Source organism: Streptomyces sp. NPDC032198 (assembly GCF_040636975.1).
GTDB lineage: Bacteria > Actinomycetota > Actinomycetes > Streptomycetales > Streptomycetaceae > Streptomyces.
The window spans coordinates 101,959-122,358 of the sequence record NZ_JBEZVL010000004.1 but is presented as its reverse complement, the minus strand read 5'-3'; the positions used below and the strand labels follow the sequence as shown (position 1 = coordinate 122,358).

The 20,400-nt window shown below is 70.4% G+C and carries 20 protein-coding genes; 12 read left to right on the top strand and 8 right to left on the bottom strand.

Annotated features, from left to right (window positions below; genetic code table 11):
* Positions 1-16: 16 nt before the first annotated feature.
* Complete coding sequence (locus AB0E78_RS11480; RefSeq protein WP_361830694.1) at positions 17-469, bottom strand: Lrp/AsnC family transcriptional regulator; 453 nt, start codon at positions 467-469, stop codon at positions 17-19.
* Positions 470-580: 111 nt separating this feature from the next.
* Here AB0E78_RS11480 and AB0E78_RS11475 point away from each other — a divergent pair, with 111 nt between their 5' ends.
* Entirely contained in the window at positions 581-1,201 is a 621-nt protein-coding gene (locus AB0E78_RS11475; RefSeq protein ID WP_361830693.1) for a LysE family translocator, read from the top strand.
* 39 nt (positions 1,202-1,240) lie between these two features.
* Here AB0E78_RS11475 and AB0E78_RS11470 read toward each other — a convergent pair whose 3' ends face one another.
* Positions 1,241-1,798 (bottom strand): GNAT family protein, encoded by a 558-nt coding sequence (locus AB0E78_RS11470; protein WP_361830691.1) that lies wholly within the window; start codon positions 1,796-1,798, stop codon positions 1,241-1,243.
* A 108-nt stretch (positions 1,799-1,906) separates the two neighbouring features.
* On the opposite strand from AB0E78_RS11470, the gene AB0E78_RS11465 reads away from it, so the two are divergent.
* Both AB0E78_RS11465 and AB0E78_RS11460 read left to right on the top strand, forming a co-directional pair.
* Positions 1,907-2,542: a TetR/AcrR family transcriptional regulator gene (locus AB0E78_RS11465; RefSeq protein WP_361830689.1), complete on the top strand. Its 636-nt coding sequence runs from the start codon at positions 1,907-1,909 to the stop codon at positions 2,540-2,542.
* A 500-nt stretch (positions 2,543-3,042) separates the two neighbouring features.
* Positions 3,043-5,034 carry a PE-PGRS family protein gene (locus tag AB0E78_RS11460; protein ID WP_361830687.1) on the top strand — a complete coding sequence of 664 codons (1,992 nt, stop codon included), beginning with the start codon at positions 3,043-3,045 and terminating at the stop codon, positions 5,032-5,034.
* A 10-nt stretch (positions 5,035-5,044) separates the two neighbouring features.
* Here the strand turns inward: AB0E78_RS11460 and AB0E78_RS11455 are convergent, their stop codons facing one another.
* From AB0E78_RS11455 to AB0E78_RS11445, 3 genes are all read right to left on the bottom strand, one after another.
* Positions 5,045-5,824: an NAD(P)H-dependent oxidoreductase gene (locus AB0E78_RS11455; protein WP_361830685.1), complete on the bottom strand. Its 780-nt coding sequence runs from the start codon at positions 5,822-5,824 to the stop codon at positions 5,045-5,047.
* Between the two features lie 84 nt (positions 5,825-5,908).
* Positions 5,909-6,481 (bottom strand): DUF6817 domain-containing protein, encoded by a 573-nt coding sequence (locus AB0E78_RS11450; protein WP_361830683.1) that lies wholly within the window; start codon positions 6,479-6,481, stop codon positions 5,909-5,911.
* 213 nt (positions 6,482-6,694) lie between these two features.
* Complete coding sequence (locus AB0E78_RS11445; protein ID WP_361830681.1) at positions 6,695-7,726, bottom strand: LacI family DNA-binding transcriptional regulator; 1,032 nt, start codon at positions 7,724-7,726, stop codon at positions 6,695-6,697.
* Positions 7,727-7,979: 253 nt separating this feature from the next.
* Here AB0E78_RS11445 and AB0E78_RS11440 point away from each other — a divergent pair, with 253 nt between their 5' ends.
* The 6 genes from AB0E78_RS11440 to AB0E78_RS11415 all read left to right on the top strand — a co-directional run bounded on the left by AB0E78_RS11440 (position 7,980) and on the right by AB0E78_RS11415 (position 14,615).
* Complete coding sequence (locus AB0E78_RS11440) at positions 7,980-9,347, top strand: extracellular solute-binding protein (protein WP_361830679.1); 1,368 nt, start codon at positions 7,980-7,982, stop codon at positions 9,345-9,347.
* 83 nt (positions 9,348-9,430) lie between these two features.
* Entirely contained in the window at positions 9,431-10,339 is a 909-nt protein-coding gene (locus tag AB0E78_RS11435; protein ID WP_361830677.1) for a sugar ABC transporter permease, read from the top strand.
* Between the two features lie 2 nt (positions 10,340-10,341).
* On the top strand, positions 10,342-11,229 hold the full coding sequence (locus AB0E78_RS11430) for a carbohydrate ABC transporter permease (RefSeq protein WP_361830675.1): 888 nt from the start codon (positions 10,342-10,344) through the stop codon (positions 11,227-11,229).
* Between the two features lie 49 nt (positions 11,230-11,278).
* Positions 11,279-12,799 carry an alpha-N-arabinofuranosidase gene (locus tag AB0E78_RS11425; RefSeq protein ID WP_361830673.1) on the top strand — a complete coding sequence of 507 codons (1,521 nt, stop codon included), beginning with the start codon at positions 11,279-11,281 and terminating at the stop codon, positions 12,797-12,799.
* A gap of 65 nt (positions 12,800-12,864) precedes the next feature.
* A complete protein-coding gene (locus AB0E78_RS11420; protein ID WP_361830671.1) occupies positions 12,865-14,064 on the top strand; it encodes a sialidase family protein in 1,200 nt (399 codons plus the stop codon).
* A gap of 137 nt (positions 14,065-14,201) precedes the next feature.
* Positions 14,202-14,615: a hypothetical protein gene (locus AB0E78_RS11415; protein WP_361830669.1), complete on the top strand. Its 414-nt coding sequence runs from the start codon at positions 14,202-14,204 to the stop codon at positions 14,613-14,615.
* Between the two features lie 53 nt (positions 14,616-14,668).
* Here AB0E78_RS11415 and AB0E78_RS11410 read toward each other — a convergent pair whose 3' ends face one another.
* The 3 genes from AB0E78_RS11410 to AB0E78_RS11400 all read right to left on the bottom strand — a co-directional run bounded on the left by AB0E78_RS11410 (position 14,669) and on the right by AB0E78_RS11400 (position 17,390).
* Positions 14,669-15,556 carry a PRC and DUF2382 domain-containing protein gene (locus AB0E78_RS11410; RefSeq protein ID WP_361830667.1) on the bottom strand — a complete coding sequence of 296 codons (888 nt, stop codon included), beginning with the start codon at positions 15,554-15,556 and terminating at the stop codon, positions 14,669-14,671.
* 234 nt (positions 15,557-15,790) lie between these two features.
* A complete protein-coding gene (locus AB0E78_RS11405; RefSeq protein WP_361830665.1) occupies positions 15,791-16,207 on the bottom strand; it encodes a hypothetical protein in 417 nt (138 codons plus the stop codon).
* Positions 16,208-16,448: 241 nt separating this feature from the next.
* Positions 16,449-17,390, bottom strand: coding sequence for a YihY/virulence factor BrkB family protein (locus AB0E78_RS11400; RefSeq protein ID WP_361830664.1), 942 nt, complete (start codon positions 17,388-17,390; stop codon positions 16,449-16,451).
* A gap of 377 nt (positions 17,391-17,767) precedes the next feature.
* Here AB0E78_RS11400 and AB0E78_RS11395 point away from each other — a divergent pair, with 377 nt between their 5' ends.
* From AB0E78_RS11395 to AB0E78_RS11385, 3 genes are all read left to right on the top strand, one after another.
* The gene (locus AB0E78_RS11395; protein ID WP_361830662.1) at positions 17,768-18,361 is read left to right on the top strand and encodes a hypothetical protein; all 594 of its coding nucleotides are present in this window, start codon (positions 17,768-17,770) and stop codon (positions 18,359-18,361) included.
* Positions 18,362-18,547: 186 nt separating this feature from the next.
* Positions 18,548-19,420, top strand: a complete 873-nt coding sequence (locus AB0E78_RS11390) for an ABC transporter ATP-binding protein (protein ID WP_361830661.1) — start codon at positions 18,548-18,550, stop codon at positions 19,418-19,420.
* Complete coding sequence (locus AB0E78_RS11385) at positions 19,417-20,397, top strand: iron-siderophore ABC transporter substrate-binding protein (protein WP_361830660.1); 981 nt, start codon at positions 19,417-19,419, stop codon at positions 20,395-20,397. The genes AB0E78_RS11390 and AB0E78_RS11385 overlap by 4 nt, the downstream gene beginning before the upstream one ends.
* Positions 20,398-20,400 lie beyond the last annotated feature (3 nt).

The window sequence follows — 20,400 nt, the reverse complement described above, 5'->3', positions numbered from 1 at the left end:
CGTCAGCCGCCGACGTTCACAGAGGCAGGGCGCGCTCGTTCACCACGTGCTTCATCACGAGCGTCGAGCTCAGGCGCTGCACGCCCGGCAAGGTGGCCAGCTTGTCGTCGTAGAGCCGCTGGAAGGCGGGCAGATCCTTGCTGACGATGCGCACGAGATAGTCGGGGTCCCCGAAGAGGCGCTCGGCCTGCAGGATCTCGGGGATCTCGGCGAGCGCGTGCTCGAAGGCGGAGACGGTGTCGCGGTCCTCCTGGCGCATCGTGACGAAGACCAGCGCCTCGAAGCTCAGACCAACGGCACGCGCGTCCAGGATCGCGTGGTAGCCGCGGATGGCCCCGCTGCGTTCGAGTTCCCGCAGCCGACGGTGGCACGGGGAGAGGCTCAGCCGCACGCGGGCCGCCAGTTCCGTGACCGTCAGACGGCCGTCCGTCTGGAGCTCCGCAAGAATCTTCCGGTCCACATTGTCCATGGGGAAGATTCTGCCACCCACGCCGCCTCAGCTGGGAATACTTGGAAACACCTTTGGTCTCTTCGGAACTAATCTCCTACTCAGAACCTGTTTGAGAGGGAGAAGTACGTCGTGGCAGTCAGCTCCATCACCGCCTTCTGGGCGGTCTCAGTCCTGCTCATCCTCGTGCCGGGGGCGGACTGGGCCTATGCGATCAACGCCGGGCTCCGCGATCGGTCGGTGGTCCCGGCCGTCAGTGGTCTGCTGCTCGGTTACGTCGCGCTGACCGCCGTGGTCGCCGCCGGGGTGGCGGCGGTGGTGGCGCGGACGCCGTCCGTCCTCACCGCTCTGACCGTCCTCGGCGCCCTCTATCTCGTGTGGCTCGGCGCCACGACGCTGGCCCGGCCCGCCGTCGCCGGGACCGCCTCGCAGGAGGAGGACAGCGGAGCGGTGGGGGCCCGCGTTCTCAAGGGGGTGGGCATCAGCGGCCTCAACCCCAAGGCACTGCTGCTCTTCCTGGCCCTGCTGCCGCAGTTCACCGCCCCGCACGGCAGCTGGCCGCTGGCGGCCCAGATCGGCACGCTCGGCCTGGTCCACACGCTCAGCTGCGCGGCGATCTACCTCTGCGTGGGCGTACTGGCCCGCACCATCCTGCGGGCCCGCCCCACCGCCGCGCGCGCCGTCACCCGGGTCTCGGGCGCCGCCATGATCGTGATCGGCGTACTCCTCCTCGCGGAACGCCTCGCGGCCTGAGGCGCGCACGGTACGCGGTCGCGATCCGATGCGCGTGGGTCAGGCGGCGTCCTGCCCGTCCTGCCACTCGTGCGCGAGCAGGGACCAGATCTCCATGTCATGGCGGACGCCCTGGTACAGCGACTGCTCGCGCAGGGTGCCGTCCAGATGCATGCCCATGCGCTGGGCGACGGCTCGGCTGCGGGTGTTCCCGGCGCTGTTCCACCACTCGACGCGGTGCATGCCGCGCTCGCCGAACGCGTACGTGATCAAGTGCCGGACCGAGGCGCTGATCAGACCGTGGCCCTCACCGGCCGGCTCGGCCCATACGCCGATCTCGCAGTTGCCCCTCTTGGCGTCGAACTGCACGAACATCACGCCGCCGATCAGGATGCCGTCCCGCCAGATCCCGTAGATCCGTCCGGAGTCGGCGGCCTGCTTGTCCGCGTAGTTCTGGAGGGTGGCACGGGCGGACTCCAGGTCCGTGGAGCGCGAGGCCCAGGGGATCCATGGGTCGGTGTGGGCGCGGGCCCGGTCGATGTGGGCCAGGAACTCGGCGTCCTGCCAGGGCTCCAGCATGCGGAGCTCAGCATTCTCGGTCAGCGGTATGGCGTACATGGCGGGTCCTATGCGGTGGTCCGGCTGGGCGCGGGCAGGTGGACGGCCGGGTGTCCGGACAGCGCGCACCAGGTACGTAACGAACGTTGGGTATGTACTCTAACGGCTATGACACCGCCGGCCCGAACAGATCATGACGCCCGCAGGACCGAGGTCTCCCAGGCGGTGTGGCGGGTGCTCGCCGCCCATGGCTTCGGCGGCCTCACCCTGCGTGCGGTCGCCGCGGAGATGGGGGCCACCACCGGCCTGCTCACGCATTACTTCCCCAGCAAGCGCGCGCTCCTGAAACACGCCCTGGAGGTACTCGACCGACGCTCGGCCGACCGGCCGCGGCCGGCGGCGGAGCGGGCCGGGGAGGCCCCCGGTCTGGTGATGCTGCGGGCGACGCTGCTCGACATCCTGCCGCTGGACGCCGAGAGCGCCGCGAGCAACCGCATCTGGGTGGCGTCCTGGGACGTGGCGCTCGCCGACCCCGAGCTGGCCCAGGAGCACGCCGAGCGCTACCGCCGTGCGCGCGAGCGGATGTCCGGGCACGCCGCGCGAGCCCAGGAGCTGGGCGAACTGCCCCCCGGCCCCCGGCCCGAGGACGTCGCTGCCGCTGCCCAGAGCTTTGTGCTCGGCCTGGTCGTCCAGGCGCTGTTCGCGCCTCAGGAGTTTCCTGCGGAGCGGCAGATCGCGATGGTCGACACGTACTTGGCGGGGCTGGCCGTCGGGCGGCCCGATGAGCCGCGGGTACGAGGGTGAAGAGCAGTACTTCATCACCGCGCAACCAGCGGAATCCACCCGTGTGGTGCTCGCGGCGGCGCGGACAGGAACACGACGATGTCGGTGTCGTGGCCCGGCAGGGGCTCCGGCTGGTGCCAGCCCATCCGGGGGAGAACGCGAGCGTCTCGTGGGCCTCGTCCCATGTCAGCAGCCAGGCCCGGCCGTCGGGAGCGGCGGTGGTGAGGGCGGACAGCAACTGCCGTCCCAGGCGGTGCCGCGAGCACGCGCGCGTACGCCCAGCTCATCGATCTCGAAAGCGCCCACCAACAACCCCTCGACACGGTCGGGACCGCGGCGGCGAGTCACCTTGCCGTAGGCGCGGTCGGCGGGGAACGGGGCCTGCGTGATTCACCCGGTGACGAAGCCGTCCACCTCGCCGCTTACCGAGAGGCGTCGGTGAGACGGTCGGCGAGGGTGAGGATGTCCGAGCCCAAGAGCCATGGCCGGTGAATGCAGCGGTTGCGGCAGGATGGCGTCCCATGACGTGTGGGGGAGATGAGCTCGCGGAGCTGTTGCGCCGGGCCGGGCTGGAAGTCGTGGGGGACGGTCGCGGCGAGAACGTGCTGCCGACGCAATCCGCGTGGCGGTGGACCGGTTCGCCAGAAGCCCGGACTGTCGTTGCCGTACGCGCGGGCCGGCCCGGCCTGAGTGCCGAGGTCGACGCGCGGTGGCATCGGCTCGCCGTCGAGCTGGGGATCATGGGCGCGGACGGTGAGTTCCTGATCGATGTCGCCGGGAAGTGGACGTGCTGCTCGCCCCAGCGCTGGACCCGGGTACGGCTCACACCGGACTGGAGCCTTGCCGCGCTCCTGGGTGATGGGGCGGAGCGACCGGAGTTGGCCACCGGGTTCGTCACGCTCTCCCCGAGCGGGGGTGCCCTGCTCGCGGTGACCACGGAGGGGGCGGAGGTCCGGCTCGTCACGGTGAGCGGCGTGCGTGAGCGGCAGGAGGCAGCCGCCCATGCGCAGGCCCGGGAAACCCCGCGGGAGCGGGCGGCGGCCTGGGCCTCACTGTTCCGGGGGGAGAAGCACTCCGCCGGGGTGCGTGAGGCGTGGGCGCACGGCCTTGCTCTCAACCAGGCCACACCGGACGACCTGCGGGGTGATCTGCTGGGACTGTCGCATCACCTGCTGTGGCGTCCGCTGCCGACCGTGGTGGTGGAGGCGGCCATTGTCCACCCGGACTGGAAAGTAAGGCAGTTGCTCGCCGAAGCCCAGCCGGGTCTCACGGCCGACCAGTGGACCCGGCTGATCCTCGGCGAGGAGAACTCCCGGCGGCGGTGGATCCTCGCCATGATCGCCGCGGACCGGCGGGACGTGCTCGACGAGGCCGTGCAGCAGCGGCTCGCTGCCGATCCGTCCGCGCAGGTCCGCGAAGAGGCCGCACGGCTCACCGGCCTGCCCGCACGGATCCTGACCGCCCTGGCCACCGACCCCGAGCCGGCCGTACGCGCCGAGGCCTGCCGCGCGGCCTGGCCCCACCTCGACGAGCCGGCCCGGCGCCGGCTCCTGACCGACCCCGACAGCAAGGTCCGTGCCACGGCACTGCTGCGCCACCACCAGGATCACCCGCTGTCCCGGTCGGTCTTCGATGCCGAGGGGCTCACGGATGGCGCGCTGGGCAGCTGCCTGCTGGAGCGCGACCTCGCCGAGCACCTGGCCCACCACGGGGATGAGGCCCAGCGCGGCTCCCTCGCGGGCAATCCGTGCCTGGACCCGGACCTCGTCGCCCTCCTCGCCCGGGATCTCGACGAGCGCGTCCGTGACGTGGTGGCCAGGCGACCCGACTTCACCGAAGAACAGCGGGCGGCCATCCCCCTCACCTTCGATCCGGGTACGCACCACCACTCGCTCGACTGGGTCGAGGCCCTCCATCACGACCCCGCGGCCATGCGCCGCCTGGCTACCTCCGCCCACCCGCTGGTGCGCAGAAGCGTGGCCCGGGCCCGCCGCCTTCCACCGGACGTCGTCGAGCTCCTGGCCCGGGACGAGGACCGCGTCGTACAGCTCTTCCTCGCCGAATCCTGCGACGACGCGCCCGCCGCCATGCTCCTGCGGGTGTGGCAATGGTGGACCGGCAGCCTGACCGCCCCCGACCGCCCGCGCGGCCACCCGAACTTCCCCCGCACCGGCCTGCTGCGCTACGCCGACGACCCGAATCCCCGCATGCGCCGGCTGGCTCCGGACGACCCTGAGTCGACACCTGAGCTGGTGGAACGGCTGAGCCGGGACCCCAGTGAGGAGGTGCGCCATCGCGCGGCCACCGACCCCCGGCTCACGGTCGCGTCCGCGATACGGCTGCTCGACGACCCGCGGGATTCCGTGCGCCACGCCGCCGCCAGGCACCCGCGGCTGCCCGCGCTCGTGCTGGTCCGGCTGCTCGGCGACAGGAACACCGCGCAGGATGCGGCCCGGCATCCGGCCCTGCCGGTCGCCGTGATCCGGCAGATGATCGAACACCTCCGGGGCTGAGCGGGCCTCATCAGCCCTTTGGTGTGCGCGACCGGTGGGCCGCGACGCCGGTGAGGCCCGGTGCGATCTCCGGACGAAGGACGAGTGCGTCGTCGTAGTCGCCGCCGTGCTCGTGGCGGTAGGGGAGCGGCTCGGTGACCGGCAGCGCGCGGAGCCGCTCGCGGAGTTCTGCCGCGCGGTCGCCGTAGCCCGCTTCGTCGAGGCGGTCGGCTCCGTAGACCACGTACGGCGGGAGCGCGTCCATTCCCGTGTACCAGAAGGTGCCGTGCAGCACGGGGAACAGCACCTCGTCGAGCTGTCCGTGGACGCCGCGCGGCCCGAAGCCCGACTCCCGTGCGCCGACCGAGGTGATGACCATGGCGCGCTTGCCTGCGAGTCCGCCGTCCCCGTAGCGCAGGGTCCGCCCCGAGTCGTCCTGGAGTCCGAAGGCGAAGCCCTGCACGAGCACCCGGTCGAACCACCCCTTGAGGATCGCGGGCGGACCGAACCACCACAGGGGGAACTGGAACACCAGCGTGTCGGCCCAGGCGATCTTCTCCTGCTCGGCGGTGATGTCGTCCGTCAGCTTGGCCGCGCTGTAGGCGTGCTCCTGCTCGGCTCCGACCAGCAGCCGGTCGATCGATTCGCGGTGGAAGTCGCCGGAGTCCACCACGGGTTTCCAGTCCATCGCGTAGAGATCGGACTCGCGGACCTCGTGCCCGAGAGCGCGCAGCTCCTGGATCCCGTCGTCACGCAGGGAGCCGTTGAGGGACTGCGGTTCGGGGTGTGCGAATACCCAAAGAATCTTCATGCCATCGATCCTGCGCCGCGGCCCGATGAGGGACGAGTGGCCAGATGGTCAGGCAGTGCAAGGATCTGGCCACCCGGCGGCTCATCACTCCCCAGGCGAGGGCGCAGGGGTCAGGACGGTCTCGCAGTCCTGCCAGGCCACGGGGGTGAGGAAGGGGCGGAGCCTGGTGCACAGCTTCAGCAGGTCGGCGCCCCGTCGGGCGCGGAAGTCGCTGTCGATGCGTGCGATGTCGAGTTCATTGGCCGCGGTGAGTTCGGCGAAGTCTTCCCACCGGCGACGGGTGGGGACGAAGGTGCGGTCGGTGAACCGGTCCCGGAAGTGGGGGGCCTCGGCGGTCAGCGTGGAGTACGTGGCTCGTCGGTCGCAGCTCGCGTAGAAGTGCACGAGGGACTCGGCTTCGGGGCCGATGATGCCGGTGGCTTCCGTGCGCCGGTCGAGCGGCAGCAGCGCCGTGGCGAAGCCGTCGGTGCCGTACAGCGCGTGGCACAGTCCGGCCAGTCGCAGCGTCGGCCGCGCGTTCCAGTGGGCGAGTTGTCGGCGTACGCGGTCGAGGTGGGCCAGGAGGGTGCCGCCGGGGTGGTCGAGGGTCTCGGCGCCGAGGTCGTGCAGGAGTTGCCGTGCGGCATGGGTGCGGCGGTCGATGGGGGCGTCGGGCATGGGCGCGGATTCCCTCCGGTCGGTGGGGGCGACTTCCCGTCCACTCCCCGACGCCGGTCCGTGGAACAGCGTTGGGGGCGCGGTGGGTTGCCGCCTCTGGACGCGCAGAGAGCGTCCCGTCCGCCCGATACCCAAGTCAATCCTCGGGTTTCCTTGCAGGCACCCAAGCGTCGGCTTCGGCCACCGAGCAGCCCCAGCCGCAGCCCCGCTGGCTCAGCACCCGCCTCGTGCGCCACCCGGCCGCGTACTCTCCCGCACCACCAGTTCGTATCCCGCTGTGAGGCGTGTGTGCGGGGCCATCGCGCCCGCGTCGATCCGGCGGAGCAGCGCGTCCACGGCCAGTTCCGCGATGCCTCGCTTGTCGGGGGCGATGGTGGTCAGGCTCGGGACGCCGTAGCGGGACTCCTCCACGTCGTCGAAGCCGACCACGGCCAGGTCGTGCGGGACCCGCAGTCCGTGTTCGTGCGCCACGCGCAGCGCACCCGAGGCCAGCAGGTCGTTGAAGCAGAAGACGGCGTCCGGCGGGTCGTCCAGCGTCAGCAGCGCCCGCATCGCGTCGGCGCCTGCCGCGCGCGTGAACGACCTTGTGGCCGGGGCGAGTTGAGGATCGTGCGGGACGCCCGCCGCGTGCAAGGCCGTCAGATAACCGTGCATGCGCTGGACCGTCGTCGCATGAGCGGGGCCCGATGGCTGCCCGATGACGGCGACGCGGCGTCGGCCGAGGGACAACAGGTGGCCGGTGGCCTCGCGCGCCGCCGCCGAGTTGTCGATCAGGACATGGTCGGCGGGGATCTCGTACGACTGCTCGCCCAGGAGCACCAGCGGTACGCGGCGTTCGCGGGCGGCGAGGACCTGCTCGTCGAGGCGCAGGGGGCTGAGCAGGACGCCGTCGATGAGCGGGTCGCTGAGGCCGCAGGCGATACGGAGCTCCTCTTCGGCGTTGCCCCCGGTGTCCTCGATGAGCACCGTGCAGCCGCGTTTCTTCGCGGCCGCGATGACCTGCGCGGCCAGTTCGGCGAAGTACGGCGCGACGAGCTCGGGCACGGCCAGCGCGATGATGCCGCTGCGGCCGGTGCGCAAGTGGCGTGCGGAGGCGTTGGGTTGGTAGTCGAGGTCGGCGATGGCGCGCAGGACGCGCTCGCGTGTCCGGTCGGCGACCCTGGTCTCGCCGCGGACGACGTTCGACACCGTCTTGATCGATACCCCGGCGCGCTCCGCGACGTCCTTCAGGCGGGTGCCTGCCACGGTGTTTCTCCCTCCCCCGACAGCAGCAGCGTACGGCATGGTCCAACGTTGTAACTCGGGGGAGTCGTTGGGTCTTCGTCCACGACTGAACGAGTACATGAACAGGTAATGCGTGCCTAGGTGTTGACGCCGTATTGCCAGCTGAGTACAACGTTGTAAACGCAGCGGATAGCCAGGAAGCGTGGTTGCCGCTGATGTGCATTACAACGTTGCACTCCGTGTCAGCCTGTCCGCCGTGGAAGGACGCATGCCCATGCGGGACCGCATACCGACCCCGTCGCCGCCCGCCCCGTCCCGCCGCCGTGTACTGCGCGGAGGGCTCGCGCTCGGTGCGGCAGGCACCGCCGCGCTCACCGTCGGTGGCTGCGGCAGCACCCTCGCGCAGGGGTTCACCGGCGGCGCTCCCTCGCCGTCGCGGCTGAACTTCTGGAACCCGTTCACCGGCGGCGACGGCGAGCGCATGCTGGCGATGCAGGACGCCTACCGGGCCGCGCACCGCTCGACCGAACTGAAATCGGCGACGTTCCTGTGGGGCAACCCGTACTACACGAAGCTGACTCTCTCCACGCTCGGCGACCGGCCGCCGCAGGTCGCGGTGGTCCACCTGTCGAAGTTGCCCACGCTCGCCGAAGCGGGCCTGCTCACCGAACTGCACACCGAGGATCTGGCCCGGCACGGGCTGACCGAGGACAAGTTCGACCCACGGCCCTGGCGCAAATCCCAGTTCGGCGGGGCGCCGCACGCCGTGCCGCTCGACACCCATCCCTTTGTGCTCTTCTTCCGCACGGACATCGCCGAGAAGGCCGGACTGCTCGACGAACAGGGCCAGTTGGCCGACGTGGACGGGCCCGACGCCTTCATCGACGCGCTGCGCGCCGCGAAGGAGGTGACCGGCGCCTGGGGCGGTTCGGTCGCCTCGGTGAAGGAGGCCTCGATGCAGTTCCGGCTGTTCTGGTCGTTCTACCGGCAGGTCGGCGGCGGGGATCTCGTCGCCGACCAGGGCAAGCGGGTGGTGATCGACACCGCTGCCGCGGCCGAAGCACTCGCGTACATCCGCCGCCTCAGCCAGGAGAAGGTGATTCCCGCGAACACCGACGGGAAGGGCGCCATCACGCTGCTGACCACGGGCAAGGCCGGATTCCTGATGGACGGCGTCTGGCAGGCGCTCGCGGTCCAGTCGGCGAAGGTGAAGTTCGACATGCGGCCCCTGCCGCGCGTCTTCAAGGACGCGCCCTACGCCTGTGCCGCCGACTCGCACGCCCTGGTGCTGCCCAAGGCCCCCACCGAGACGGCCCAGCGCCTCGATCTCTCCCTGGGGTTCATCGCGTCGATGCTGCACTCCAGCAAGTTGTGGGCGGAGGGCGGCCATGTGCCCGCCTGGCTGCCGACGCAGCGTTCACGCGCGTACAAGGAACTCGTTCCGCAGTCGCACTACGCCACGGCCGCCGACGGCGCGGTCTACGACCCGGCCGCCTGGTACGGCGGCGCGGGAAGCACCATGCAGAACGTGGTGGGCGACGCCGTGACCTCCGTCTTCACCGGTGACACCAGCCCCACGGCGGGCGCCGCGCGATTGCGCCGCGATCTGCGCGAACTGGCGTCGCGCCCCGCCCCCGTATGACCGGGCCCGCCCCCTGCCGACGCCCGACTCAGCACGCACCACCCGCCCTTGGATCCCGTACGCCTTGACCGAAAGGCCGAACCGTGGCCACGACGACCGCTCCCTCCTCGACGTCCAGCAGACGCGACCGCTGGGCAGGCCCGGGGATGCTGCTGCCCTTCGCCCTCTTCTATCTGGTGTTCCTGGTGGGGCCGCTCATCTACACCGTGGTCGCCGGATTCTTCGAGACGAGCCTCCTCAAGAGCGGTCTCGGTGACTTCGCGGGCCTTTCCAACTACTCGGCGGTGCTCGGCGACGCGGAGTTCTGGCGGACCCTGCGCAACACGCTGTGGTTCACGGTCCTGACCACCGTGCCGCTGGTGCTGCTCAGCCTGGCCCTCGCGCTGCTCGCCGACCGGTTCGTGCGCGGCCGCTGGTTCATCCGCTTCGCGTTCTTCGCGCCGTTCGTGCTGCCGTCCGCGGTCGTCTCGCTGCTCTTCATGTTCATCTACGCCGACCAACTGGGCCTGGCCCAGGAGGTGGTGAAGTGGTTCGGCGTCGACACCCCGCCGTCCTGGCTCGGTGACCCGGACTGGGCGATGATCTCCATCGCCGCGGCCACGGTGTGGTGGACGATCGGCTTCAATTTCGTGCTCTATCTGGCCGGTCTGCAGGACGTGCCGCGCGAGGTGCACGAGGCCGCGGCCATCGACGGGGCCGGGCCCTGGCAGCGCATCCGGCACGTGGTCGTGCCGATGCTGGGCCGTACGACGACGCTGGTGACGGTGTTGCAGGTCATCGCCTCGCTGAAGGTCTTCGACCAGATCTACATGATGACCAGCGGCGGACCCGACGGCAGCACCCGCCCCTCCCTTCAGCTCATCTACGACACCGGCTTCGTCGAGGGCCGCGTGGGCTACGCCTCGACCGTGTCGCTGCTGCTGTTCCTGGTGATCCTGTTCGTCTCCCTCGTCTGGTTCGCCCTCGTACGCCGTGCCGAGAAGGAGAACTGACCATGACCGCGATCGCCACGCGCCCCGACACCGGACAGCGCGGCACCACCGCGCCACCGGCCCGCCGCCGCGACTCCGAGCGCCTCTTCAACCGGGTGGCGCTCGGCACGCTCATCGCCCTCGCGCTGCTGTGGCTCGTGCCGCTCGCCTGGGCGCTGGCCACCTCCGTGCGGCCGGCCCAGGAGGTCGTCACCAACCCGACCGGCTGGTTCACCGCGCATCCCACCCTGGACGCGTACGGGGAGATCTTCGACGCGGGCAAGCTGCCCTACTGGTACGCCAACAGCTTCATCACCTCGATCCTCACCACGGTCCTCACGGTGATCATGGCGTCCCTGGCCGCCTTCGCCCTCTCGCAGACCCGTTTCCGGCTGCGCCGCGCCGCGTTCGTGATGCTGCTCGCCGGGATCATGATCCCGGGGCAGGTCCTGATGATCCCGCAGTTCCTCGCGCTCCAGTCGGCGGGACTCCTGAACACCTACTGGGGCGTCGTGCTGCCCCAAGTGCCCAATGTGGTGGCGGTGTTCGTCTTCAAGCAGTTCTTCGACGGGATCCCGCGGGAGCTGATCGACGCGGCGCGCGCGGACGGCGCGGGCTGGCTGCGCACCTACTGGCAGATCGTCATGCCGATCTCCCGCCCGGCCGTCTCGGCCGTCACGATCTTCGTGTTCGTCGGCGTCTGGAACAACTTCCTCTGGCCCCTGCTCGTGGTGACCGACCCCGAGATGATGACGCTGCCCGTCGGACTCACCTCCGTCCAGGACGTGTTCGGCGTGCCCTACGCCCAGCTCATGGCGTCCGCCGTGCTCGGCGCGATCCCGCTGCTCGCCGTGTTCGCGCTGTTCCAGCGCCGCATCGTCGAGGGCATCGCCGGCACCGGCCTCAAGTAGCCCACCCCTGCCCGAGTCAGCAAGCCGCACCACAGAGAGGCACCAGAACATGCCGCACACCGCACGGTTCGTCATCGACCCGGAGTTCAGCGTCGGAGACGTCGACCCGCGCCTGTACGGAACCTTCGTCGAGCACATGGGACGCTGCGTCTACACCGGCATCCACGACCCCGAGCACCCCACCGCCGACGCCGACGGATTCCGCGGCGACGTCGCCGATCTCGTACGCGAACTGGGCACCGGCCTCGTGCGCTACCCGGGCGGCAACTTCGTCTCCGGCTACCACTGGGAGGACGGCGTCGGCCCGGTCGCCGACCGTCCGCGCCGCCTCGACCTGGCCTGGCGCTCCATCGAGACCAACCGCGTCGGCACCAACGAATTCCTCGGCTGGGCACGACAGTTGGGCCTCGACCCGATGATGGCCGTGAACCTCGGGACGCGCGGCATCGACGCCGCCCGCGCCCTGGTCGAGTACTGCAACCACCCGAGCGGCACCGCCTGGTCGGACCTGCGCATCAAGCACGGCGTGACCGCACCGCACGACGTCAAGTTGTGGTGCCTGGGCAACGAGATGGACGGCCCCTGGCAGACGGGCCACAAGTCGGCCACCGAGTACGGGCGGCTCGCGGCCGAGGCCGGAAAGGCGATGCGCCAGGTCGACCCGTCCATCGAGCTCGTCGCGTGCGGCAGCTCCAACTCGCGGATGCCGACCTTCGGCACCTGGGAGCGCGAGGTCCTCGAGCAGACCTACGACGAGGTCGACTACCTCTCCTTGCACGCCTACTACGAGGAGTTCGACGGCGACCGCGCCAGCTTCCTCGCCTCGGGCGCGCACATGGACCAGTACATCCGCGATGTGGTGTCGACCGCCGACCACGTGCGGGCGGTGCGCGGCGCCAAGAAGCACATCAAGCTCTCCTTCGACGAGTGGAACGTCTGGTACGCCGCCCGCTTCGTCGGCGAGCGCAACCTGGAGACCGCCGAGACGCCCCGGCTCATCGAGGACACGTACAGCGTGACGGATGCCGCGGTCGTCGGCTCGCTGCTCATCACGCTGCTGCGCAACGCCGACCGCGTGGCCATCGCCTGCCTCGCCCAGCTGGTCAACGTCATCGCGCCCATCCGTACCGAGCCCGGCGGTGCCAGCTGGCGCCAGACCATCTTCCATCCCTTCGCCCAGGCGGCCCGGTTCGCCACCGGACGCGTGCTGCGCACCGACGCCACCGGGCCCCGCATCGACACACCTCAGTACGGCGACGTGTCCGCCCTCGACACTGTGGTGACGCACGACGAGGAGACCGGCGCGCTCACCGTCCTCGCCGTCAACCGCGACCAGGAGCAGCCCCTGCTGCTCGAAGCCGCCCTGCGCGGGGAAGCCGCCGGATACCGGGTCGTGGAGCACCTGGTCCTGGCCGACCAGGACCCCGACGCGGTCAACACCGAGGCGGAGCCGGACCGGGTGGTGCCGCGCCGCGCGTCCGGTACGCACATCACCGCCGAGGGCACGCTGACGGCCGAAATCCCGCCGGTTTCCTGGAACGTCATTCGGCTCGCGCCCCAACGCGACTGACAGCAGGCCCAGTTCGCTCCCCCAACCTCCCCGTGCATCATCCACCGCAGAGTCAGGAGAGGCCCATGTCCGCGCACGGCCCCGCACGACCACGTCTCCTCCGCCCCACTGTCCTGTTCCCCTTGCTGCTCGCCTTCCTGGCGGCGCTGTTCGTCACGCAGTCAGGGTCGTCGGCCGACGCCGCGACCGGCACCTTGCTGCGCGATGGCACCGGCCTGTACCCGCGCGCCGTCAGACTCGCCCACAACGGCGACGCCAACGGCCGCGTGCTGGCCTCGGTCGTCACGTTCGACGGGAACAACGGGCTCGGCGCCATCCACGAGAGCACGGACGGGGGCGCGTCGTTCATCGAGGTCGGCACCGTGCGCGATCCCGAGGCCGCGGGCGGGCAGGGGCTTTGCTGCTCGACGCTGTACGAACTTCCGCAGCGCATCGGCAAGTTGCCCGCGGGGACGCTGCTGTGGGCGGCGTCGGTCGGGCAGGACGAGCCGAATCGGCGCATGGCCCTGCGGGTCTTCAAGAGCAACGACGTGGGCCGCAGCTGGAGCTACCTGTCCACCATCGCCACGGCGTCCAACGACAAGGGGCTGTGGGAGCCGGAGTTCTCCGTCGACGCCTCCGGGCAGCTCGTGGCGCACTACTCCGATGAGACGGATGCCGCGCACAGCCAGAAGCTGGTGGCCGCGCGCACTGCGAACGGGGTGAACTGGACCGGCCACCACGACACCGTCGCGAGCACGCTCGCCTCGGACCGGCCGGGCATGGCGGTGGTGCGCAAGATGGGCGACGGGACCTACTTCATGTCGTTCGAGATCTGCGCGGCCGCGGGCCAGTTCCAGTGCGTCGTGCACTACCGGACCTCGTCCGACGGCTGGAACTGGGGCTCCACCACATCCCTGGGCATCCGCCCGGAGACCGCCGACGGCAAGTACTTCAAGCACGCGCCGAACCTGGCGTGGGCGCCGCAGGCGGGCAACCCGAAGGGCAGACTCTTCCTCGTCGGCCAGGTCATGTACAACCGCGACGGCAGCAAGGCGGCCGGGAGCGGGCGCACCGTCTGGGTCAACAGTGCGGGTGGCGCCGGAAGTTGGCGGGAGATCCCCGCGCCGGTCGCCGTGGAGTCGACGACCGTCGACTACTGCCCCAACTACAGCTCGAGCCTGCTGCCGTCGGCCGACGGGAACAGGCTCCTTGAGATCGCCACGGACTGGTCGGGCTCGGTCTGCAAGCCGTACTTCGCCACCGGGGCGGTACCCGCCGCCTGAACGTGGACCTGCCGCGCACACCCCGCATCCAGCGGGGTGTGCGCGGCGAGGCGTCGGCCCCGCCGGTGTGCGGCCACACGGGGGAGCCCGCAGCGAGCCTGCGCCGCGCCGGCCTCGGCAGCCGTTACCGAGAGATCATGACCTACGACCCACTCGACGTGATGTTCCGGCGGATCGACCTGACGCAGGCCATGGAAGAGCAATTCGGCATCAGCCGTGACTGGCCCCTGCGCCTGCGTGCCGCTCACGCCCAGCTCGAGCAGTTGCGCGGACTGCTCGGCGACGCCCACTACGAGACGTTCACGCAGAGCGCCGTCGAGGCCGTCCGGCGACACGCGGAGAGCCAGGGCCCCCGCGACCTCCACAGCCAGTACCTCGGTCAAGAGCTCCACGAGCAGGAACAGTTCCTCGGAGAGGACGCCGCACACGTCGCCTGGGGCATCGCCTGCGGGCTCACGGTCCTGCTGGACGACGAGTTGTACGAACAGGTCATCGAGACAGCGGCAGCGGCATGCCGCACCGGCGTGCGGAGGGAGGGAGCACTCACATGAGTGCTCCCTCCCTCCACCGTCAGGTGCCCTGGTTCAGGGCGTTCTGAGGTGCGTCAGTGGCGCGGGCCCTGCTTCCGGTCGCGCCAGCCTTCGCCCTTCGCGCCGCGCTCGCCCTTGGCGTCGTCGAACTCGATCTGTTCCTTGCGCACGGTGTCCGAGACCTCCTGGGTCTCGGTGACCTTCTCGGTCTCCAGGCGGACACGCTCGACCGGCACGGATTCCTTGCTGACCACTGCCTTCTCGGCGTGCAGGGTCACCTCGGTCTGCTCCTCGCCGATGTTGGCGCGGGTGCGGTCGCCGTCGCGGATGGGCTCGCGTACGACACGAACCTCCTCGTGCGAGACGGGGACGGAGGTCTTCACGTCTTCGGTGACGACCACCTTGCGCAGTCGGGCCTGCCCGACCTCCTGCTCTTCCGTCCCGACACGCAGTCGCTCCTCCGAGCGGATCATCTCGTCCCGCTTGGAGTCGTCGCCGACGCCGGAGCGCGTCGCGAACTCGCGCGCGCCCGCGTTGCGCCCGTCGCCCGCGCCCATGCCCATTCCGGCGCCCGCGCCGGCTCCGGCCATGCCCGCGGCACCGCGGTTACCCGCGGCCGGGGCGGAGCGCGGCGTGCCGGTCCGCTTCAGCCCGTAGTGGGTGTAGAGGTCCTGCTCCTCGCTCGGGTCGAGGTGCTGGTCGGCGTCCACGCGCGGAGCGTCCTTGACGGCCTCCTTGGTGGCCGTCACGTGAAGCTCGTCCTGCTGACGGCGGGCTCCGGCGAGCGGCACGAAGCTCTGCTTCATGCCGAAGAGACCGGTCTTGACGGTCACCCACTCGGGACGCCCAGTTCGGTCGTCGAGATACACCTGCTCGACGCTGCCGATCTTCTCGCCGGTCCGGTCGTAGGCCGTAAGGCCCGCGAGCCCATCGGCGCTGGTGAAGGCCTCGCCCTGAGTCATGGGTGATCACTCCCTCGCAGCGCGCGACGGGCGAATCGAATCTCGCCACGGACGCCGCACGCGTCCTCTCCATCCCGCTCCGGACCGGTGGCCGACGCAACCAGGAGAGTCACTGAGCGTGCACGGACGGCGAAGATGAGGACCGTCGGCGGGCTGTTTACGGCGATCGGGGCGATTTGACCCGCTGCTCGCGGGATTAGCCCGTACGAGTGAACCGCTCCGGGGCGGAGCAGGCTAGGGCAGGGCTGCCCGTACCAGGACCTGTTCCGTCTCGGACGGGAAGAAGCCGGTGATTCCCTGCAACAGGCGCAGCGCCGTGTTCACGCGTCGGGGGAGAGGCCGCGGCAGACCCGCCGGAGCGAGGGCCGCCACGCACGGCTGGGTCCGCGCCTGGTCCAGTTCGTGCTGGGCGCGCTGGTCCTCGCCGTTGCGGATGTGGACGAGCGCGCGCCGGACGCTGCCCGATGCCTCTTCCGAGACGCTCAGGAGCGCGGTGATGCCGGACGCGTCAGGATCGGCGGCCGGCCGGGTCAGGGTGGCTGTCGCGGTCTCGGCGAGGGCGGACTCGCGGGCGGCCAGCCGCAGGTGGATGCTTGCCTGGTCCAGGATTTTGACGATCGCGCACAACCGTCCCGTGTCGAACGAGGCCATGGGATGACTCCTCTTCGATGCCGCGTGGGCGAACACGCGCACGAGTAGTTTGTCCTTCAGGCCTATCACCGGTGCGAGCCGTGCCCGAACCCCTACGGGGGGAGCGCACGCGGCGCGCAGGGAGGAACGGACTCGGGCGCGTCGGCCGGTATTTCCGCCCGGGGGCGCACACCCCGCCCACGCCCCACCCCGCTCGCAACCCGCCCTGTCCGTGACCCGGCGCGCCCTGGCCGGGCGGGCCTCAGGACTCGGGCGCGGTGACCGGCACGCGGGCCATCTCCACCGTGAACTGGGCTCCGGCCAGCAGCGCCAGATTCGACATCCAGAGCCACACCAGGAAGACGACCACCCCGGCCAGCGAGCCGTAGAGCTTGCCGTAGCTTCCGAATCCGCTGGCGTACAAGGTGAACAGGCCCGAGGACAGGAGCCACAGCAGCGCGGCGAGGAAACCGCCAGACAGGCTGCGGCGCCATCCGCGCTCCGAGGGCGGCGCGTTGCGGAAGAGCACGAGGACGAGCAGGACCGCCAGACAGACCAGAGCGGGCCATTTCATGACATTCCATACGGTCTGTCCCGCGTCGCCGACCCCGATGCGCCGTCCGACGGCCGGGACGAGAGAGCCGCTCAGCACGAGCAGAAGCGCGCTGGCGGCCAACAGTGCGAGCAGCGCGACGGCGGTCATCAACACGCGGTGCGCCTTGCGCCACACGGGCCGGGTGTCCTTGACGCCGTGCATCGCGTGCAGCGCGCGCCGGAAGACGGCCGCGTAACTGGAGGCGGACCACAGCGCGCTGACCCCGCCGGCGATCACCACCGTCACGGCGGCGGACCGTGCGTCGGCCATCTCGGTGAGCGCCTCGTGCAAGGCGCTGCCCGACTGTGCGGGCGCCCAGTCGGAGACCTCGGCGATGAGCGTCTGGGTGGTGCCGGGACTGACCAGGCTGATCAGGCTGACCGTGACCAGGAGGGCGGGGAGCAGGGCGAGAATCGCGTAGTACGTCAGTGCCGCGGCCCAGTCCGACACGTCGTCGTTCCACATCGCCACCGGCGTGCGGCGCAGCGCGGCGCCCCGCCGCGCCCACGCCGAGGAGGCCCCGGCCCGCCCCGCGGGGGCGCACAGTGCGCCCGACCCGTCCGATACGCGGGCGGAAGCCGCACGCGCAGGCGTCGCGGAACTGTCCATGGGCTACTCCTCGTTGTCTCTGTTGTCGACGGCGCACCGCGCCGTCCTCCCCGCTCGATTCCTTGGACTCCGGTTGCCCGGGCCCGTTACGCGGAAGCGAGCGGAATTCAATCTTCCACTGCCCTCCGCTGCTCTCCCGCAGCCGCCCCGGCATGCGGGCGCCGGGCGGTACACCTCCTGGAGGTGCGTCTTCCCGCGCAGGGCGGATGCAAGGGTGCGCACGGGCCGGGCACCGCCGTTGCCATGCGGTGACATTGCGGACAGGGCTGTGACGGGGGAGAGGGCAACGGACGCGGGGTGTCGCAGGTCGTATGTGGTGTGAGGGTCGGGCAAGCTGACCTTTCGACAACGGGGAGTTGACGATGATGAGCGTTCGCATGAGCCGAGGACTGTGTGCTCTGGGTGCAGCGGTGGCCGTGGCGGGTGTGGTGGCCGGCACGAGCCCGGCGTCCGCCGCCGGATCGCCCCGGTTCCTCGCTCCGGCCGAACTGCCGCCGCACGCGTCGTCGGCGTGGACCGCGGGTCCGGTGACCTCCGGACAGCCCGACCCGCTGCCGATGTGCGTGGGGGAGGCCCTGCCCTCGATCTCCGTGCACCGCGCCTATCGCACGGACCTCGACACCAGCGCCCTCCAGGTGACGGTGGTCGAGCGCAGCGAGCAGCGCGCCAAGGACTTCGCGGCCCTGCTGCGCAAGGACCTGGACGGCTGCGCGAAGAAGGTGATGCAGGAGAATCCCGACATCACCGCGACGCAGAAGTACTACGGCAAGCTGAACGTCGAGGAAGGCGCCCACGTCTACGGCGTCCACACCGAGTCCACCGGGGGATCCTCCGACATCAACATGTTCTCCGTCGGCCGGGACGGCACCACGGTGACGCTCGTCAAGTGGGGACAGATGGGCAACTTCGCCAACGCCCAGGTGGCCGACTTCAAGACCACGACCATCAAGGCGGTCAACAAGCTGTACTGACGGTCCAGCTCCACCGGTGCCGCCCATCGTCTCGGACGATGGGCGGCACTCGTGCGTAACGGGGCTGCTGTGGAGGGTGGTTGAGGGGAAGCGGAGCTGATCGCCGGGGGAGTGGCGTACGCGCTTTCCTCCCGGGTCCGGACCCCTTACTTCCAGCCAGACTAAGGTTAGGCTAACCTTCACGCCGTGAGATCAGGTGAACGCGCAGGTAGCGCAACACGTCCGCGCGGTCACGAACTGTCCGCCGAGCACATGACGGTGTCGTACGACGGCGTCGACGTCGTCCACGACGCCGCCATCCAGCTCAGGCCCGGCGAAGTGACCGCTCTCGTCGGCCCCAACGGGAGCGGGAAGTCGACGCTGCTGCGGTCCGTAGCCCGCCTCCAGGGCGCCCGGCACGGCACGCTGACCCTCGATTCCGGCACGGCCGAGGCCGCCGACGGCTTCGACCTCACCGCCCGCCAGTTCGCACGCCGCGTCGCGCTCCTGACCCAAGGGCGCCCCACACCGGGCGGCCTGACCGTCCGTGACGTCGTGGAGTTCGGCCGCTACCCCTACCGGAGCCGCTGGGGTCAGGCCGACGCGGGAGGCGCCGCCGTGGTCGAGCGGGTGCTCACCATGACCGGCGTCGACGGCTTCGCCGACCGCGCCGTCGACCAGCTCTCCGGCGGACAGCTGCAGCGGGTGTGGCTCGCCAGCTGCCTCGCCCAGGAGACCGGCGTACTCCTCCTCGACGAGCCGACCACCTACCTCGACCTGCGCTACCAGATCGAACTCCTCGACCTGATGCGTGACCTCGCGGACGACGGCGGCATCGCCGTCGGCGTCGTTCTGCACGACCTCGACCAGGCCGCCGCCGTCGCCGACCGGATCGCCCTGCTCGACGCCGGGCGCATCGTCGCCGACGGCGCCCCCGAGGACGTACTGCTGCCGGAGCGCCTCTCCGCCACGTACGGCATCCGCATCGAGGTCGACACCGACCCCCTCACCGGCCGGCTGCGCACCCGCGCGATAGGCCGCCACCACAGCAGAAGCGAAAGGCTCCACACCTCCTCATGAGACGCCCCCTCATCGCCGCGACGGCCGCCACCGCCGTGGCTCTCATCCTGGCCGGCTGCGGCTCCTCCGAGCCCGCGAAGACCAGTGCGGAAAAGAAGTCCGAGCCGATCACCCTCACCGACGCCAACGGCAAGACGGTGAAGCTCGACGGCCCGGCCAAGAAGGTCGTGGGAACCGAGTGGAACGTCGTCGATTCCCTGGTGACCCTCGGCGTCGACCCCGTCGGTGTCGCGGACGTCAAGGGCTACAAGGCGTGGGACTCGGCCGTTCCGCTGAAGAACGACCCCAAGGACATCGGCACCCGCGGTGAGCCGAGCATGGACACCCTCGCCGGTCTCACCCCCGACCTCATCGTCACCACGACCGACATGTCGGCCTCCGCCGTGAAGCAGATGAAGAGGGTCGGCCCCGTCCTCCAGGTCAAGGCCGCCGACGCCTCCGACCAGGTGGGCCAGATGTTCGACACCCTGGACGTCATAGCCAAGGCCACCGGCACGACGGACGAGGCCAAGAAGGCCAAGGAGTCGTACGACGCGAAGGTCGCCGAAGGCAAGAAGGCGCTGAAGGAGGCCAAGCTCGACGGCTCGAAGATCGCCTTCGCCGACGGCTACGCCGCCTCCAACCAGGTCTCCCTGCGCGGCTACACCAGCACCTCCCTGCTCGGCGCCGTCAACGAGGACCTCGGTCTGAAGAACGCCTGGAAGATCAAGGGCGACAAGGACTACGGCCTCGCCACCACCGACGTCGAGGGCCTCACCGCGCTCGGCGACGACGTGCGGTTCGTCTACATCGGCAACAAGGGCGACGACAGCTCCGACGTGTTCACCGACGAACTCGCCGACAACTCCGTCTGGAAGTCGCTGCCGTTCGTCAAGGACGACGAGGTCCACCGACTGGACGACGGCATCTGGATGTTCGGCGGCCCCGGGGCGATGGAGGCGTACATCGACGCCCTCGTCGACACCCTGACGAAGTAGGAG